This is a genomic window from Phocaeicola massiliensis B84634 = Timone 84634 = DSM 17679 = JCM 13223 (assembly GCF_000382445.1).
Lineage (GTDB): Bacteria > Bacteroidota > Bacteroidia > Bacteroidales > Bacteroidaceae > Phocaeicola > Phocaeicola massiliensis.
Genome location: NZ_KB905473.1, coordinates 321,350 through 336,364, shown reverse-complemented (window position 1 = coordinate 336,364; position 15,015 = coordinate 321,350). Strand labels below are relative to the sequence as shown.

Below are 15,015 nucleotides of genomic sequence, written 5' to 3'. Positions count from 1 at the left end.
CATTTTTCAATAAACAGTAATTATCAAATCTTTCCGGGCTTCAATGGCTTCATCAAAAATAAAATTCAAATCATCCATTTCTTCTTCATAATCATAATCACCAATGCCGTTTCCTGCTTCCAATGCAGTATATTGCTGTTTCTTGATTTCCAATTCTGACATCGGAATGCTTATGATATAAGGAAAATCATCACTGAGTGGAATAGGTATGAAGCTACTCTGTTCGTCCAGTTGCCACAAGTTCTCGGCATTATAGATGATTCGTCCATAATATTCACAGACTTTTTCATATACATATCCATACATGAATGCCATGTGGGGAGAACGTTTCTCTCCGTTTACAATGTCAGCAAGTACACTGTAAGCATCTTCTGACGGACTTATTTCACTTTCAAAGTAATTATTTAAGCTGTCTAACTTCTCCTTCAGCGAAGAAGACAATTGGTTCAACAAATCCATATCATGCGAACCGTAAACGGCTTTTACTTTATTTGCATCTACCAAATAAGCATGAACATAATAACTCATATCAGTCTTGTTTTTAGTTGTTACTTACTTTTGACCATCTGCCCAATGAACCATATCGTATGGATAATATGGATGTCCTTTCAAAATACTATCATCAAGCCCCAATACTTTAACCAAAGCACCACTTTCAAAGCACCAATATCCATCATGGTTAATTCCGTATTTGTGATCATTATACCAAGATAAATCTGAATGTCCTCGATACCATTCTTTTTTGAGATATTTTTCCAAACGTTTCACTGCTTCTATTTTATCTTGTTTAGCTAATTCTGTTACAGCAATAACCGCTTGATAGGGTAACGGATATAAAACAGTGCCAGTTGTTTGTGTCCAATCAGGAAATCTATATCTAATTAAAGTATCATAGATATAATCTTTTACATCATTATCTTTTATCAATTGGACTAATTTTTGCATAGTATTATCATCATATTCCAACATGATACCAATTGATAACATCCATAACATTTCAATATAAAATCCTTTTTCAGTCCAAAAACGTGGCATGATTCTAATAATTTCCATATAATTACCTTTCAAATCTTCAAGGTTCTTTCCTACAGAAAACTGCACTAACAAAGAACGAAGTCTAAAATTGAACAAAGAATCATATCCGATATGTTTACCAGAACGATGCAGTTGCTCATAATATAAAATTTCTTCATTATACAACTTTAGTTGTGATAAATATTGTTCTTCTGTAAAAAGTTTGTCTCTTATTTCCATATACATTTAATATTATAGTTATTATGGCCAAATCTCAGAAATGAAATCAGAAGTTTTTGATTTAATAGACTCATTTCCTTGAACTCTAATTTTTTTAGTTACAACTTTACCATTTTCAAAAATACGAGAAACAATCCTATCCACCTCTTCATTATCTAGTGCACGCCTAATTTTTCTTGATAATTCTATAGATATAATTCCTTTTTTTTCTAATCTAAGAATTTTATCTTTAATCCATATTATTCCCATCTGAGGACCTTTTTGGGTTTGACTAAGCATTGAGGTTTCATACTTAGTTTCATCAATAACAAATTTAGGCAATGGTGTCAAATTCTCATAAATTCCATCGATGCCTTTCCTAATTTTAGAATCCAAGCTGTTAGGTGCATCATCACCGATTCTCTTCAAATTATATCGTCTGCCATTTACACCTTTCTTTAAACTCTCACTAGTCAACAAATTAAGGCAGGATTTCATCTCTCCATAATTACCCTTTTGCTTATTGCTCGGTTCGTCTTTGTTACCACTTTGCAACAAAAATTTAAACCGTTCTTCCTCTTTTTCTAATATTTGTTTCATCTGCTTCACTTGGGCATTGACAACAGCCAGTTCTGCATCTGATATTTTTAAAGAAGAATTTGCTGTAAAGTTAGTATTCTCTTGAAAAACTTCATTCTTTTCTATTTCGTTTTTGACAAAATTTTCTGCACTACTTTGGACTGCGGGGGCGCTCTCTTTCCACACCTTCTCCCTAACCTCCAGATTATTCCTTTTGATAATCCCCGGTGACAGATACAGCACCATCATCATCGGAGAGTCTCCAGCACTCATATACTCCTCTATTTTCACACAGAAGCAGTCCCAAAACCGGAAAATGTCCGCAATCTCTACTTCGTTGTAGATGAAATGGATCTCCCCGTTGTGCATGGCTCCTTCGTTCAGCCAGTCATAGAAGAACTGTTCGTCGCCCTTGCATTCAAACGCGAGCGTGATCAGATCTCCCTCGACCGGCAGACATTCCCTATTGCCGATTTCCTCGCAGACCTGGATGTGGAGTTGCATGATTTTTCTCAGATTCGGGTCATCATAGTGCCGGACGTGGCATCGATAGTTATAATAGAGTATCGGCACCTCCCTTCCTCTTATTTTCAGAATAGTTTCATAAATCATGATAATACAGTTTCAGGTGAATGACTAAGGTAATAAATCACGGCTGATCCAGTAGTACGTCTGCCCGTTGGATTGGAACGACTTGCCGGCAGCCTCATCCAGCAATTCTTTCTTTTCCTTGAAATATTCAATCAGCATGTCCAGTTCCACATCCGTAATCATTTTCTTTTTCCGCAAGTCCTTGACACGGTAAACCTCAAAGAAAGGATAGTCTGCCGGACAGGAGGTAAACCTTTGCAATACCTCTGACAGGGGCATTCTCAGGAAAGTCTTTCTCCCCACCCTGCAATACCTGTCCCTGTTGCGCTCTGAAAGGAAATGTCTGACCAGTTTTCTTCTTACATGTCGGGTTGAGGCATATTCCGGCACGTTCAAGCTGTCCGTCTTGATGCGCACGGTCGATTCTTCGGTGTCTGTCTGTAGATAGTCGTCCGGACAGTCGCAAATATCCGCTTTCGCCCACTTTTTCTTTTTGACCGCCTCGTATTTGTAGTCCACAATCAGTTTGGCGGGTGCTTCCACATATTTTCTCAACCGTTTGAACTCCTCTTCATTGGCAAGTAGGTAATAGTTCAGTGTGGAGGACAACGAGTCCGGCAATGCGACAGGTTGCGCAGGCAGGCTCCAGGCGGGTTCGATACCCGGAAGTACGGACAGTATGGGTTGCACATCCGACTGGCGGATATGGTAATAATCTGTCATTGTCGAGTCCGTCCTATATCGGTGTGTACCCACTTCATCGAATGCCCTTGCCAGGCTGTTGCTCAACAGGGTATTGTCAAACTTCACTTGCAGCAGCATGGAGTCCACGGCGGCGGTCAGTCCTTCCAATTCCAGCGATTCGTTTTTTTGCGGAAACACCAGCCATCCCTGCGTCATGCTCCGGTTGGGAAAATCCAGGCAATAGATATTATGGTTCACCTCCGCGTATTCGCTTTCATTCCTGATTTGCTCGGGATATACAATCAGCTCCCGTTTCTTCCGGCTGATGCGTGGTGCCGAGCAGTCTATCATGTTCCCGATTTGCAGCACGAAGTTGTTGAAGTTGTCCGGCTCTCCTCCATAGAGCTGGAAACCAAGCAGACGGCAGTTGTTCTTTACCAATTTGTTCACCAAGGTGGAGTCCGCCCACTCGCTGTTGAATCCTTTGTCTCCGATAACAACCAGAATATTGGTCTCATCCGGACATTTGTTGAATTGTTCCACCCCGATTTGAAGGCCGGACCAGCTGCCGAACCGCCCGTATGTGGGTTTCAGTTGCCCGGCATTGCGTGCCTTGGCGGAAAGGAAGTCAAGCAATTCCATGTAGTCGGGAGTCAGCTTGCAGATAGGGTCCTCCCGGTTGTCCGGTTCGTTGAAGGTAAGCACGGCGCCGAACTTGAAAGAAAAGCTCTCGTCATTTGCCAGTTGCGACTGTAATCCCTGGATGGCATTCACCACGGCAGGAAACCGCTGGATGGTGCTCTCTTTCCCTTCAAGGACGAACATGAGATTTATTTTTCGCAGGTCCTCCTCAATCTTGTGTTTGAATGTGCCGTAATATATCGGATGCCCGTTGACGTTCAGCACATAGCTCTCCCGTTTGTCTATGACCGGCATCGGCACATGCGTTCTGAAACAGAACGCCGTATCATTGTGCCGGTAGGACAACACCGGGCTGTACCGGATGGTGGGTTGGTTATCGGCGAATTGCAGTTTTTGTCGCATCTCATCGGATGACAGATGTAAGGTGTCCTTCCGTTCCCGGTCTTTGAAAACAAGCGTGCTGTCCGGCAGCGAGGCTATGTCTATATGGAGCTGCTGTTCGGGAGCGGTCAGCAACCTCCCGTCCATCCATCCGATGGCGGTCTGCCCGATACTGTCTGCATCAAGTTGCGGTTTGTTCGCCACGAGGACACATCCTTTGTCCGCAACTGTTTGATAAGGATACACGATACCGTAGAATGGGATTTTGCCCGCTTCTTGCGTCAGGTCGGGATTTTTAAACAGCTTTACGGAATCGTTGGAAAAATAGGTATCGGGATCGGCAAACGCCAGGGTGTCGGTCAGCATGACCACCTGCTTGTTCTTGAATCCTGTAACAACATCGGTAAAGCCGCTCCGGGTCAGCAACAGGTCGTTCTGGTTGATCCACCCGCAATACCTGGCCTGCTTCCACTCTTTCAGCCTCCCGTTTTTCAGGATGGCGGGGTCGTACCGGATCAGCCGGAGCCAGTCACCTTTTCGTTTGATGACTAAAAACGCGTCCATATATTCCACCGCCTGCATCTCGTTCTTTCCGCTCGGACTCAGATAGGTCGTTCCGGCTTCACGGGCAAAAACGATCCACGGGGTATGCCTGAACAGTGTCTGGCTGCGTGGAACCTTCACTCCTTCCACGGAATAGTTCCGCATATACTCACGGGGGACATTCTTTATCCGGGTAAAACGGTGTACAGGTCCGCAGGATATCATACAGGCGATACATCCGCAAATCCATCCTCCTTTAACAAGTGCCGATATATAGTTCTTTTTCATGCCTCATTCTATTTTTTTGATTCGGAAAAGCGTTCGTGCTGGGTTACCATCAACTGCATCACACATTCGTTGTTCAGGTTGTCTCCCATATCGACGAACACCTCGTCTATAAGGGTTTTCCTGCGTGCTATGATTTTCAGTCCTTGGCAATAGGAATAGAAATCATTCTTCTTGCTGTTGTTGACAGTTACCGCTATGTCCGGATTTCCGCAAAGGTATTTTTTCAGGATATAATTGTAATGGGTATTGAACGGCTTGCCGTCCACGATGGCCTGCAAGTGTTCACGGATGTCATTACCGATAATGACAAGCACGTCCGTCGAGTCGTTCTCCGTATATTGGGGAAGGATTTCAATGGTGTGCCTGACCGGATATTGGGTATTCTCCGTAGTCAGCAGAACCTCGTATATGCCGGGTTCTGTATAGGCGTAGAGCGGGTTCTGCTCCCGCGAATCGACAATTCCGGACTCTCCGAACTGCCAGCGCCATTCTTTCGACGGACCGTATCCTTTGAAAGATACGATTTCTCCTTGGAAGGCGGTTGCAGGTGCTTTCATCCTGACAAGTTCGTCGCTTCCGTAATCATCCCGGCTCTTGTGTACTGTGATGATCTGTTTCCTTTCCAGTCCTCCGTCCACCTGAAGGCGTACTTGGTAGCGTCCGGGTTCCTTGAACACATATTCTCCGCTTCGTTCGTGTGATATGTCCCCGTTGCCGAACTCCCAAAGCCAGGAACGTGCGTTGCGGGTGCTGTCCGCGTAATGGACGGCTTCTCCGGTTTCCACCTCTATGGGGGTCAGTGTCATCCGTATGGTACGGTTGGAAAAGAACAGCCGGATCAGTATGGCGACAAGAACGCATAGCAGCATGGCTGCGATTACGAACAGAATCTTTCTGGTATAGATTTTTCCCATGTCATTTTCCATTTTTAGTGCCAGAGCGCAGGTCTTCCTCTTTTTTCCGCAAGCCGATCTCGCACTCTTCCAGATTGGCTTTGAACAGGCTTATGTTTTGTTCGATGCTCCATAGCTGTTTCTTGTCGGACAGCCACATGGCATAAAAGTCGGCAATATGCATGAACAGCTTGTAACGCTTGTCCCAGTTGTTTCTTTCGTATGTGTTCCGCAAGTTGTTTATCAGATAATGGATATCGTCCTCCTCATATTGGGCATAAACGCCCGGTTCAAACGCCTCGATCTTACGGAACAGGGAGTCTGTCGGAAGCTGGCATTCCGCCTGCTCCTGTTGGAATTCCTTAATGCGGTTCATTTTGATTTTCACGAACTCTTTCTGTTCAAATATCTTAAAATCCGAATTCCACATGAATATCGCCAGACAACACGCTACGGTCGTCAGGAAAAAGAACAGGAATACATAGGCATGCCCCATGAAGATTTCCCGTTTGTTCATTGTCTTTCTGTTGTTATCCATAAATTTACAGTTTTATTTATGATTGTTGTTGGGACCGACATTCAGGTTACGCCGTGTCTTCCAGTTATCCTGAATACATTGCATCAGGTCTTTCTTCACCATCTCTTCCTGGATATTCAGCAGACGGATGGAGTCCTTTACTCCGAGGAAGATGTTGATGTTTCCCAAAAGTTGCCTGTAGAGCCTGCAATCCTTGGCATCCATGCCCTGGACATATTTGAGCAGGTTCATCTTGCGTGTACTGACAACGCTTTGCAGGAGCATGTCGTTGATCTGGGGGGAAGTGTTCATCAGTTTCATGTACTGGTAGACGGAATCCACGCTGTTCGACAGGGACAGCTCCTTGGCATAGATGTGGTCATACTCCAGTGCCTGTTCCGTAATCCGCTTTACTTCTATGCCGGAGGTCTTCAGGAAACAGGCAAAGATGGTTACCGCAAGGATGATGCAGCACGTCAGATAGCCTGCGAACCTCAAATAGGCTTTCCTTACTTCTGTGTTGTTTTTCGGTTTCATATAGAATAATTTTTGTGTTTATAAATAAGTGCTGATGCCCAGATAGGCGCCTTGTTCGTCTGGGGTCCCCAGTCTGAACCGGGCATCTTCCTGTTGGATGATGTAGCGGATCTGTATCTCCTTGTCCGAAGGGAGGAACAGCTCCGCCAGCGCATTCAATATTTGGCTGTCGATGGCACCGGGGAAGAAACTTTCCATCCGCCGGGCGGGCAGGGGGCCGATTTCCATCAGCATCCGGAAAGTACCGTCGGCAAAACTGTTTCCCAGAACCATATTGTCTCCCAGGATACAGCTTCCCAATTTGGGAATAAGGCCGGTATCCGCTTCCACTACGCACTTGTCTCCTTTCCTGAGATGGACGGGCACACCCGTCAGGATGGTCATGCACTCGCCGATCTTGGAGGGACTGGCCGTAATCTGCTCCATATAGGCAAGCATATGGACAAGCATGACCGCCAAATGGGTTGGCAGCAGTTCCAGCACGGGCCATTGTCCGGAAAAGATACTCACGAAATCCGGATGCACGTTCATCTCGTCTATGCGGCGTTCCTTGTTTTGGAAAGTGACCAGCATATGGTCCAGGGAGATTTCAAAAGGCTTGAAGAAACGGCGGGCGAAGAACTCCTCCTCCCGGTGGACACGGATTTCATCCAGCACCTGCTCCTTCGATATCTTTTCGGACTGGTAAAGGTTCTTGTGGAATATGCCTTCGGGCAGTGCGTCATAAAGACTCCGCCTGTTCACATAAAGATACAGGTAGTCCGTCAGGTCGTAATGGGAATATTCAGAGTGGATGTCATGAATGTCTTTCGAGAATCCGCGCCGTATATCCCCCTTTCTGGAAATGAGGGTACGTTCCGCGTCATATCCGGCTTCTTTCAGCCCGCTGGCAACCACTTCCGCCTTGAAGTCCGTATCCGGCAGGTTGAACGAATGGGGATGTTCGTCAAAACATACGATTTTATCTGTTTCTTCTGTCATGGCTGTTCGTTTATGAGGGATTAATCCAAGATGTTCCAGCGTGATTCGCTGGACTCTTTCGGTTGTCTGGAACGTTCGGCGACCACGATGTTCTCTTTGTGCTTTCCGATATACTCCAGACGGCTGAGAGTGGTCCACAGGTCATTGAACAGGTATAGGAAACGTTCTGCCGTAACCATCAGCTGGCGGATATTGTGGTGGTTGTACAGCAGACCGCTGTTTTCCCTCAGCAGACCTTCGTAAGCGCCTGGGGTGATGCCGTTCCACTCGTTGAAATATTTCAGCAAGTCCTCTTTCTCTTCCTTGTCCATAAAACTCAGGCATACATACAGATGATGCGCCAACGTGGAGAACACGTTCAAAAAGCGCAGCGGCGAGTAATACTGCCCCTCATTGCGGAAAGAGAAATAGATGTCGGATATGAACAGCATGACATGGCGGCACAGCATACCGATGTTGGTGGCAAGGTCGGTTTGTTTCTCCGCATTCTCCACCTTGGCAAGGATGTCAAACGAGGCTTTCTCGATGGAATCGACAAGCTGGCCGAATTTGGTATAATAGCCTTTCAGGTCCGGATGACTGGACATGCTCGTGCATGGAGGGATGAAGTTTCCGTCCACCTCGCAACGGTTCCCGTTCTTACGCAGGCGGCCGATCAGCAGGAAGTGTCTTCCTAACTCGCTTCCGTCTGTCTGTCCGGTCGATAACACGCTCAATGCGTATTTGGGCAGGGCATTGGGCTGGCGGGGGCTTATCTCTTTCTCGTCCGGAATGCCCGATGGCAGATGCTCGAAAGGGTCTGCCATCAGTATGACATCCCAGCGTCGGTCCTTTTCTTCCGTTTCATCCATGGAAATATGAAAACTGGCGGTCAGCTCGTCATCGTCACCGGCATCGTAATCTATCAGGTAGCCTCCGGCCGTAAGGGCATGGCAACGTTTCAGACGGACTTCCAAAGTGCCGGTAACAAGTTCCGTAATGCTGAAATCACCGGAAACGGATTCTCCTTTTCTGAACGGCAGGAGTCCGTAGGTGTTGCGGTTCAGATAAAATGACTGGTATTCGCACAACCGGTCCGTAAAGTGGTCTTCCTGTTGCGTGAAATGCCCTTTGTTGACAGGCATTCCGTCCGCCCAGTTTACCAGCGGGTATTTTTTCTTTTGGCTCTGTTTTCCTATCATGACGTCTCTATTTAAAATTCATTATACTTTACAAGTTCGTTCGCCACACGCTTGGCAATGATTACATCGTGCTGTTTCAGCCTGTTGTCGGCAAGCGTGAGGTCCGGGTCTATATAGAACCGCCTTTTGAAAAAGGAGGGTTTGGTATAGAATACCCATTCGTAATATGCGCCACCCTCGTTCTTGTACACGATGGGAGAGGATGGCGATTTGAGGTTGCAGTCGTCGATCATGCGCTGGAACCATTGTCCGAAGATGACATCCTCGGATGCCTTGCCGGTAATACGTTCCGATGCCGGATCATCCACCTTGCGGAATATCTCCACATCCATCACGATGCTCCGTTTGCGGTTGATGCGCAGGGTGTCCGAGTCATATTCCTCCGAATACTTCCAGACTTTATAGATTTCAATGGGTATGTCAAAATAGCTGTTCACCGTTTGGGTATACAGGAGCGGGAATACAAAAGGCAGCAGGCAGGTGGAGGCCCAGACTCCATACTGGAGTTCGTTGCAGAGGTTGAAGACCACGGAGAACAGTCCGGCTCCCAATAGCGTGACCGTAACCGTCAGCAGGCATTGGATGCCGAATGATGGCATCTCCTTGCCCGAGGCGAATACCTTGCGCAGGATGAACCGGTTATAATGTCCGGCAGTCCAGTACAGGACAACCAGCAGGATATAGACATAGGGCATGAAGCTATAGTCCATGAACCCGCACAGGGCGGGCAGGGCAAGAATCATGCCGCACAACAGCAGATATACGATCAGTTTTCTATTGTTGAGCAGTTTGTTCTTGCGTGCGATAAAATAGGCCGCGATTCCGAAAATCACGGTTAGCAGCGGCATCAGCAGGTACGATGAAATGAGATGTTGGGTAACTGGGTTCATAAGTATGATATTTATGCTTTATTGTATTCTATGAATATCCGGTAGTTGAATGTGTCCGGCGAACAGGCCGAGAGTTTGGTACGCAGGTTGTCTTTTATCTGTTTTTCCTGCGAAGGCTCATCCAGTTTCGTTCCAAGAATCAGATGGACCTCTTTGGTACGCACCAGCCCTTCATGGGGCATCGGGCTGATCTCCACTCCGTTCCGGATTTCTGTCCGCACCAATAGCTCACCGAGTTCCTTCTTGCAGAAACTGGCTATGTCGTTTTGTGTCAGGATTCGGCCGTGCGAGATGAAACCGTATTTGTAGATGTCGATCTGTTCCCTGTTTTTGGGGGCTTGTTTTCCACCGTAGGTGGTGCTGACCAGCGCGAGTGTCTTCGAGTCCAGATAAGTGGTGGCATTGGGTGACAGGTTCACACCGGCCTGTATCCGGTTGCCCACCTCGCAGTTGGTGGTCCAGTATTTGACGGTAATCTGTCCCTTGCCGGACAACTGGTCGATCATCAGATAATAGGGAGTCTCCCTGGACTCGTTCATGCTGTCGGCTGTCTGCTTCATTTGTGCCATCAGTTGCTCCATCTGGGTGGTAAGTGCCTGTAGCTTGATGCTTGAAACGGCATGGAAGGCATGGGTCTCGTCATCGAGCAGGTCTGACAGGTAGCCGAGCAGTTCCTTGGCGGAACGGGAATCGAAACGTTCGCATCCGCCTTTGCGGATGGAGTAGGTTCCATTGCTTTCCGTAGAATCCTTTTCGGGATAGAGAAGTTCATGATAAGTCTTCCCGTCGGAGTCTTTCACGCTGTGTACGGACAGCAGGGACTCATGGTTGCCTGTGCGTAATGGCACCACCCTGAAGGTGTCCTCAAGGGGAGTTGTTTGTTCATGCAGTGTCTTGTTCTCGACAGGTACGATATTGATGCCGGCATGCAGCTCTTCCAGGACTTCCGGCGTGAAATGGGCGGGAAACTGTATCTTCACCCAGACCAGCTTGTCCTGCATTTTCTCAAGGACGGCTTCTTTGAAGCAGGAGCGCAGGATGTCCGGAAGGTTTTTCTTCCAGGAACTGTCAAATGGAAAGGATTGCGATACCTTCAAGAAATGTTTGCTGTAAATATCCATGACTTCCCTGTCTATGACGGACATCACATCGTAGTTTTGGAAAAAGGCACGGGTCGGCTCTTCCGGTATGGTTGTCCTTTCATGGATGCCTCGTTCCATCACAACCGGCTTCCCCTCTACGGACCATTCCGTACAGGGGAGCAGGAGCAGATATTCATAGCTCTCCATGAGGTTTGGGAAATCCAGATAGAAGGAAAAGTCCTCAAGGTCGGAAATGGATTCATCCACCGCCACCCCTAACCAGACGGTACGTGGAGGCATCCTTGTTTCCGTACGGGCAATCATGGTCTTTTCCAAGGTTGGGGCTATCCGGTAGAGAAGGTCGTCGCAGACCATATATTTCACATCGGCTTTGTGCAGAAGGGTATCGCAGGCAGGATAAAACGACACGCTTCCGGTCGATAGTTTTCGGGTAAGGGAATCGCTCTCGTAATACATGCCTGACTCCCTGGTTATCTGATAGCATGGCTCTATGGGATAGGCGTGTACGATGCCGTGTGCGGGAAAAGGTGAGGTCAGTATGCCCGGAGTAAGGATTCGGGCGGTCTTTTCCAGCAGCCTGGTCTCGATGGCGGTAAAATCCTCTCCCAACATATATACCTCGTTGGACAAGGCTTCCAGCAGGAGCTTGACAACCGGGTCGAAGTTCTCCGCCTTTTTTATTCCCCAGAAAGCCGCGGCGTATTTCAGCATACGGTTTCTGATTTGCTCTTTATTGTATTTTTCTGTACTCATACGCCTCTTATCGGGTTGAAATGGGTCCTAAATAAATCACATAATAGAAACAGCGTTTTTCTCCGGTATGCACCAAGGTTCCATATACATATACCTGTACACGTTTCTTTACGGCGGGAGCGTCGAACACATTGTCCTGCCGGGTGGTGTCATCAATGATGACCCGGACATTCACACCCGTAAGCCGCTTCTCATGCTGGGTGATCGCCTTGGTGATGTATTCCGAGAATTGCCCTTCCCAACGGGTGTGTGAAACGATGCTCTCAAAGTCGAGGAAAAAAATCTCACAGCCGAACTCCTTGTCAAAGGCATGTTCGCCGGGAGCCGTGCTGATAAGCAGCTCGATAAACTGGTCGATGGACTCGATTTCCGAACAAGATACGAGACGGCTGTTTTCCACATCCTCGCTGAGCAAGGCGCCAAAATCCAGGGGCAATTTGCAAAACTTTGTTTCCATGCTTGTCAGTGCCATTCGTTTTCAAATTCTTCGTTCGTAAATCTCATCGTCCTTGCCGCAAACAGAAGGACGATGCTGCCGGAATGGGATATACGGTCAACCTTGCGTTGCAGGCGGATGCAGTTCCCTTCCACAAAGCGCAAGGCAAATGTCGCCTGTTGGTCAGGTTGGTCCTTTTGGTAGATTCGTATTTCGCCGTCCTCACGGGAGTCGCTGTATGCGGCCCATCTCAACAGTTCGTTACCCGGCATACCGGTAAGGGTACAGGTGACGAATCCGCCGTATGCCTCACCTTCAGGCAACCCGTCACGGTCTGTATTCCGCTTGAATTGCAGGTCGAACTCTTCAATGCTGTATGTCTCATGGCAGACGGACAGCCGCATCACGTAGCGGTCATCCGGCATTGAGGATTTTTTGTTTTTGAACAATGAAGTGAACCAGTTCATGATTATAAGTTTAAGTGACACGAATCGCCGGTCTCCATTTCCCGGAAGTGGATGAATAGTGAGGTACGGCTCTCTTTGGTTGTTGAATGTACGTTGAACTCAAGGCATTTTGCTCCCTTGAAACGGATGATCTCTTTGGGAGTACCGGGCAGGCCGGAAGTGTTCATCACCTCTCCGTCCTTCAGGATTCTTGAATTGAACATCCATTCCAAGAGTTCCTCCGTTGGAAATCCGGCAATACTCACCCGTATTTTGCCGCCGTATGTCTTTCCGGTTACTTGCCCGCTATAGGTGGTCTGTTTCCGGAAGTCATACTCGTAGCCCAGCAGATCGTATGCCTGCACTTCTTCATGCTCCGAGGGTTCGGCTGTCCAGAACTTGATATACGATTGTACACTCATATCCTTATACTTTTTTATTCTTCTTCACTCGTCAGATTGGTTTGCAACATGGCAGTCAGGATCCGTTCCTCGTTCATGCGTGATTCCACAAACAGTACCGTGTCCTGAGTGTCTAAATGTTTGCGCACGTAGGCTCGCAGGTAGGCTTTGAAAGCCTGCACCTTCGTCCGGTATTCCTCCAAAGGGAGGGCGAAGATGTCTTGCGTTCCTACCCGTTCCAGTCCGTATTTCTCCAGTTCTTCTTCAAATGACTTTTCTAATTGCTCATTAGCTATGATATAAATCACTAATACTTTATATTGTCTCATAATAATCTATTTAAATATTAACGATATATAGAATAAAGTTTAGGATATTGATATTCAGAGTCCTTATTACTTATCCTGTATGAACTTTAATTTTATTAACAACGAATCATAATCCAAACCAATATACATTGCACTATCAAAGAGAATAAATAAATTCCATAATATAGTGTATGTTTTTTTTCTGTATTAAACTTTACAAAAAAAAGCTCGTACTTACTTTTTTTAAACAAAAACAAATAGTTTGTAATATACATAACCATACATATAATCACAAAAAATATACTTAATACCAACATATTATTGAATGCCAATTGAATAACATTCACCTTAGTTGTTTTATAAATAAGCCAAAATAAAAAACTTAAAAAACAAAGTGTATGGGCACAAATATAAGAAGTTGAAAATATAATAATCCCAGAGTCTATACCTCGTTCATCTACTTCTCGTTTATTCAAAAATGACACAATATTGTTAATATATTCATTAAGTCGTGATCTAACTTTTTTGTTTTGCAACCAATATATTGGATTTAGCAATCTATTAAAAAGATAGAACAACAATGTATATGTACAATAAAACATTATATTCCAATATAGATTAAGCAATGTTTTCATCTTATTATTAAAGAATTTGAAATGTCGATAATAATATCTTCTCCCAACTCACCACCCAAATACCCTCCTATAGTACTTCCGATAAAACCTCCAATAGCAGCACCGGCACCAATTCCAATACCAGCAGTAAATAGTCCAGCAACAGTAGCTCCTAAAAACATTCCTATTTTTGTACCTAAATATAAACCAGCAGCCCCTCCAGCCATACCACCACCAATTTTTAAAATTGTATTTTGAGTATTATCCCCGAATCCTTTATCTTTAACCAAAGCGTACCCTATTTCAAGAGCATTTAATCCATATTCAATAGGTTTTATTACATTTCCTATTTTCTCCCCTATACGAAAAAGTGAATAGGTCTTAACATATTGATTACCATAGAAGACATATCCAGATTGTTTTTCAAAATACAGTTTCAAATTTTTATTTGAAATTCTAGTTTTTCCTGTTTTTGTCAAACTTTCCGCAAAAATGTCAACATATCCATATATATCCTTTGAGTAATCTATAAGATTGTCAAGTAAAATATTAGTATCTTTAGTTCCTAAAAGTTTCACTAACTCTATTGATGAACGATCAATATGATTATAGTTATTAAAATCATAATCATATTTTCCATTTATATTCTTGCTCTTTACTTCTACTCTAATATTGAAATAAGTATCGGATTCATCAGTAGATATGATAATTTCAGAATCCTTTTTAGGTATCGTCAATGGACCTTCCGGTATATTTAAGACGTACATATCTCCCTTTTCTGAAACCAATTTATCACGAATATCATCAGGTGTCAAATGAAGGCTCTTGATAATAGCCAACAAAGAAGTGTCTATTTGTTGAACTTTTATTGGATTGTATATATATGATGAATTTTCTAATATGGCCATCTCCAATGGAATGTTTTCAACATATGCATACCCACACCCTATGACAAATCCTTCATAAGGATACCCTTGGATACAGCAGACCTTAAAGTCATCTAATTCCATATAT

16 protein-coding genes are annotated in these 15,015 nt (G+C 45.2%); all 16 read right to left on the bottom strand.

Going from position 1 to position 15,015, the window contains the following annotated elements; translation table 11 throughout:
- Nucleotides 1–6 precede the first annotated feature (6 nt).
- Entirely contained in the window at nt 7–528 is a 522-nt protein-coding gene (locus HMPREF1534_RS04810; RefSeq protein ID WP_005942808.1) for a DUF7691 family protein, read from the bottom strand.
- 24 nt (nt 529–552) lie between these two features.
- Nucleotides 553–1,254: a PoNe immunity protein domain-containing protein gene (locus HMPREF1534_RS04815; RefSeq protein ID WP_008778754.1), complete on the bottom strand. Its 702-nt coding sequence runs from the start codon at nt 1,252–1,254 to the stop codon at nt 553–555.
- Nucleotides 1,255–1,275: 21 nt separating this feature from the next.
- The gene (gene tssD / locus HMPREF1534_RS04820; protein WP_005942804.1) at nt 1,276–2,424 is read right to left on the bottom strand and encodes a type VI secretion system tube protein TssD; all 1,149 of its coding nucleotides are present in this window, start codon (nt 2,422–2,424) and stop codon (nt 1,276–1,278) included.
- Between the two features lie 24 nt (nt 2,425–2,448).
- Entirely contained in the window at nt 2,449–4,941 is a 2,493-nt protein-coding gene (tssR, locus tag HMPREF1534_RS04825; protein WP_005942802.1) for a type VI secretion system protein TssR domain-containing protein, read from the bottom strand.
- A gap of 8 nt (nt 4,942–4,949) precedes the next feature.
- Nucleotides 4,950–5,855, bottom strand: coding sequence for a PKD domain-containing protein (locus tag HMPREF1534_RS04830; RefSeq protein WP_005942801.1), 906 nt, complete (start codon nt 5,853–5,855; stop codon nt 4,950–4,952).
- Between the two features lies 1 nt (nt 5,856).
- Nucleotides 5,857–6,372 carry a type VI secretion system transmembrane protein TssO gene (locus HMPREF1534_RS04835; protein ID WP_005942799.1) on the bottom strand — a complete coding sequence of 172 codons (516 nt, stop codon included), beginning with the start codon at nt 6,370–6,372 and terminating at the stop codon, nt 5,857–5,859.
- A 12-nt stretch (nt 6,373–6,384) separates the two neighbouring features.
- Entirely contained in the window at nt 6,385–6,888 is a 504-nt protein-coding gene (locus HMPREF1534_RS04840) for a type VI secretion system TssO (RefSeq protein ID WP_005942797.1), read from the bottom strand.
- Between the two features lie 18 nt (nt 6,889–6,906).
- Complete coding sequence (locus HMPREF1534_RS04845) at nt 6,907–7,869, bottom strand: type VI secretion system baseplate subunit TssG (protein ID WP_005942796.1); 963 nt, start codon at nt 7,867–7,869, stop codon at nt 6,907–6,909.
- 20 nt (nt 7,870–7,889) lie between these two features.
- On the bottom strand, nt 7,890–9,050 hold the full coding sequence (locus HMPREF1534_RS04850; RefSeq protein WP_005942794.1) for a hypothetical protein: 1,161 nt from the start codon (nt 9,048–9,050) through the stop codon (nt 7,890–7,892).
- 11 nt (nt 9,051–9,061) lie between these two features.
- A complete protein-coding gene (locus HMPREF1534_RS04855) occupies nt 9,062–9,940 on the bottom strand; it encodes a TssN family type VI secretion system protein (RefSeq protein ID WP_005942792.1) in 879 nt (292 codons plus the stop codon).
- Nucleotides 9,941–9,951: 11 nt separating this feature from the next.
- A complete protein-coding gene (locus tag HMPREF1534_RS04860) occupies nt 9,952–11,796 on the bottom strand; it encodes a type VI secretion system baseplate subunit TssF (protein ID WP_005942790.1) in 1,845 nt (614 codons plus the stop codon).
- 7 nt (nt 11,797–11,803) lie between these two features.
- On the bottom strand, nt 11,804–12,268 hold the full coding sequence (locus tag HMPREF1534_RS04865; RefSeq protein ID WP_005942788.1) for a GPW/gp25 family protein: 465 nt from the start codon (nt 12,266–12,268) through the stop codon (nt 11,804–11,806).
- Entirely contained in the window at nt 12,259–12,699 is a 441-nt protein-coding gene (gene tssD, locus HMPREF1534_RS04870; protein ID WP_008778759.1) for a type VI secretion system tube protein TssD, read from the bottom strand. Before tssD (HMPREF1534_RS04870) ends, HMPREF1534_RS04865 begins: the two co-directional genes overlap by 10 nt.
- Nucleotides 12,700–12,701: 2 nt before the next feature.
- A complete protein-coding gene (tssD, locus tag HMPREF1534_RS04875; protein WP_005942784.1) occupies nt 12,702–13,100 on the bottom strand; it encodes a type VI secretion system tube protein TssD in 399 nt (132 codons plus the stop codon).
- Between the two features lie 14 nt (nt 13,101–13,114).
- On the bottom strand, nt 13,115–13,408 hold the full coding sequence (locus HMPREF1534_RS04880) for a hypothetical protein (RefSeq protein WP_005942783.1): 294 nt from the start codon (nt 13,406–13,408) through the stop codon (nt 13,115–13,117).
- A 610-nt stretch (nt 13,409–14,018) separates the two neighbouring features.
- On the bottom strand, nt 14,019–15,011 hold the full coding sequence (locus HMPREF1534_RS04890; protein WP_005942780.1) for a hypothetical protein: 993 nt from the start codon (nt 15,009–15,011) through the stop codon (nt 14,019–14,021).
- Nucleotides 15,012–15,015: the final 4 nt, after the last annotated feature.

What these genes read in the sequence shown, in the direction of transcription:
- HMPREF1534_RS04810 (WP_005942808.1), bottom strand. Translation starts at nt 528, where the DNA reads ATGAGTTATTATGTTCATGCTTATTTGGTAGATGCAAATAAAGTAAAA.
- HMPREF1534_RS04815 (WP_008778754.1), bottom strand. Translation starts at nt 1,254, where the DNA reads ATGGAAATAAGAGACAAACTTTTTACAGAAGAACAATATTTATCACAA.
- tssD (WP_005942804.1), bottom strand. Translation starts at nt 2,424, where the DNA reads ATGATTTATGAAACTATTCTGAAAATAAGAGGAAGGGAGGTGCCGATA.
- tssR (WP_005942802.1), bottom strand. Translation starts at nt 4,941, where the DNA reads ATGAAAAAGAACTATATATCGGCACTTGTTAAAGGAGGATGGATTTGC.
- HMPREF1534_RS04830 (WP_005942801.1), bottom strand. Translation starts at nt 5,855, where the DNA reads ATGGGAAAAATCTATACCAGAAAGATTCTGTTCGTAATCGCAGCCATG.
- HMPREF1534_RS04835 (WP_005942799.1), bottom strand. Translation starts at nt 6,372, where the DNA reads ATGGATAACAACAGAAAGACAATGAACAAACGGGAAATCTTCATGGGG.
- HMPREF1534_RS04840 (WP_005942797.1), bottom strand. Translation starts at nt 6,888, where the DNA reads ATGAAACCGAAAAACAACACAGAAGTAAGGAAAGCCTATTTGAGGTTC.
- HMPREF1534_RS04845 (WP_005942796.1), bottom strand. Translation starts at nt 7,869, where the DNA reads ATGACAGAAGAAACAGATAAAATCGTATGTTTTGACGAACATCCCCAT.
- HMPREF1534_RS04850 (WP_005942794.1), bottom strand. Translation starts at nt 9,050, where the DNA reads ATGATAGGAAAACAGAGCCAAAAGAAAAAATACCCGCTGGTAAACTGG.
- HMPREF1534_RS04855 (WP_005942792.1), bottom strand. Translation starts at nt 9,940, where the DNA reads ATGAACCCAGTTACCCAACATCTCATTTCATCGTACCTGCTGATGCCG.
- HMPREF1534_RS04860 (WP_005942790.1), bottom strand. Translation starts at nt 11,796, where the DNA reads ATGAGTACAGAAAAATACAATAAAGAGCAAATCAGAAACCGTATGCTG.
- HMPREF1534_RS04865 (WP_005942788.1), bottom strand. Translation starts at nt 12,268, where the DNA reads ATGGCACTGACAAGCATGGAAACAAAGTTTTGCAAATTGCCCCTGGAT.
- tssD (WP_008778759.1), bottom strand. Translation starts at nt 12,699, where the DNA reads ATGAACTGGTTCACTTCATTGTTCAAAAACAAAAAATCCTCAATGCCG.
- tssD (WP_005942784.1), bottom strand. Translation starts at nt 13,100, where the DNA reads ATGAGTGTACAATCGTATATCAAGTTCTGGACAGCCGAACCCTCGGAG.
- HMPREF1534_RS04880 (WP_005942783.1), bottom strand. Translation starts at nt 13,408, where the DNA reads ATGAGACAATATAAAGTATTAGTGATTTATATCATAGCTAATGAGCAA.
- HMPREF1534_RS04890 (WP_005942780.1), bottom strand. Translation starts at nt 15,011, where the DNA reads ATGGAATTAGATGACTTTAAGGTCTGCTGTATCCAAGGGTATCCTTAT.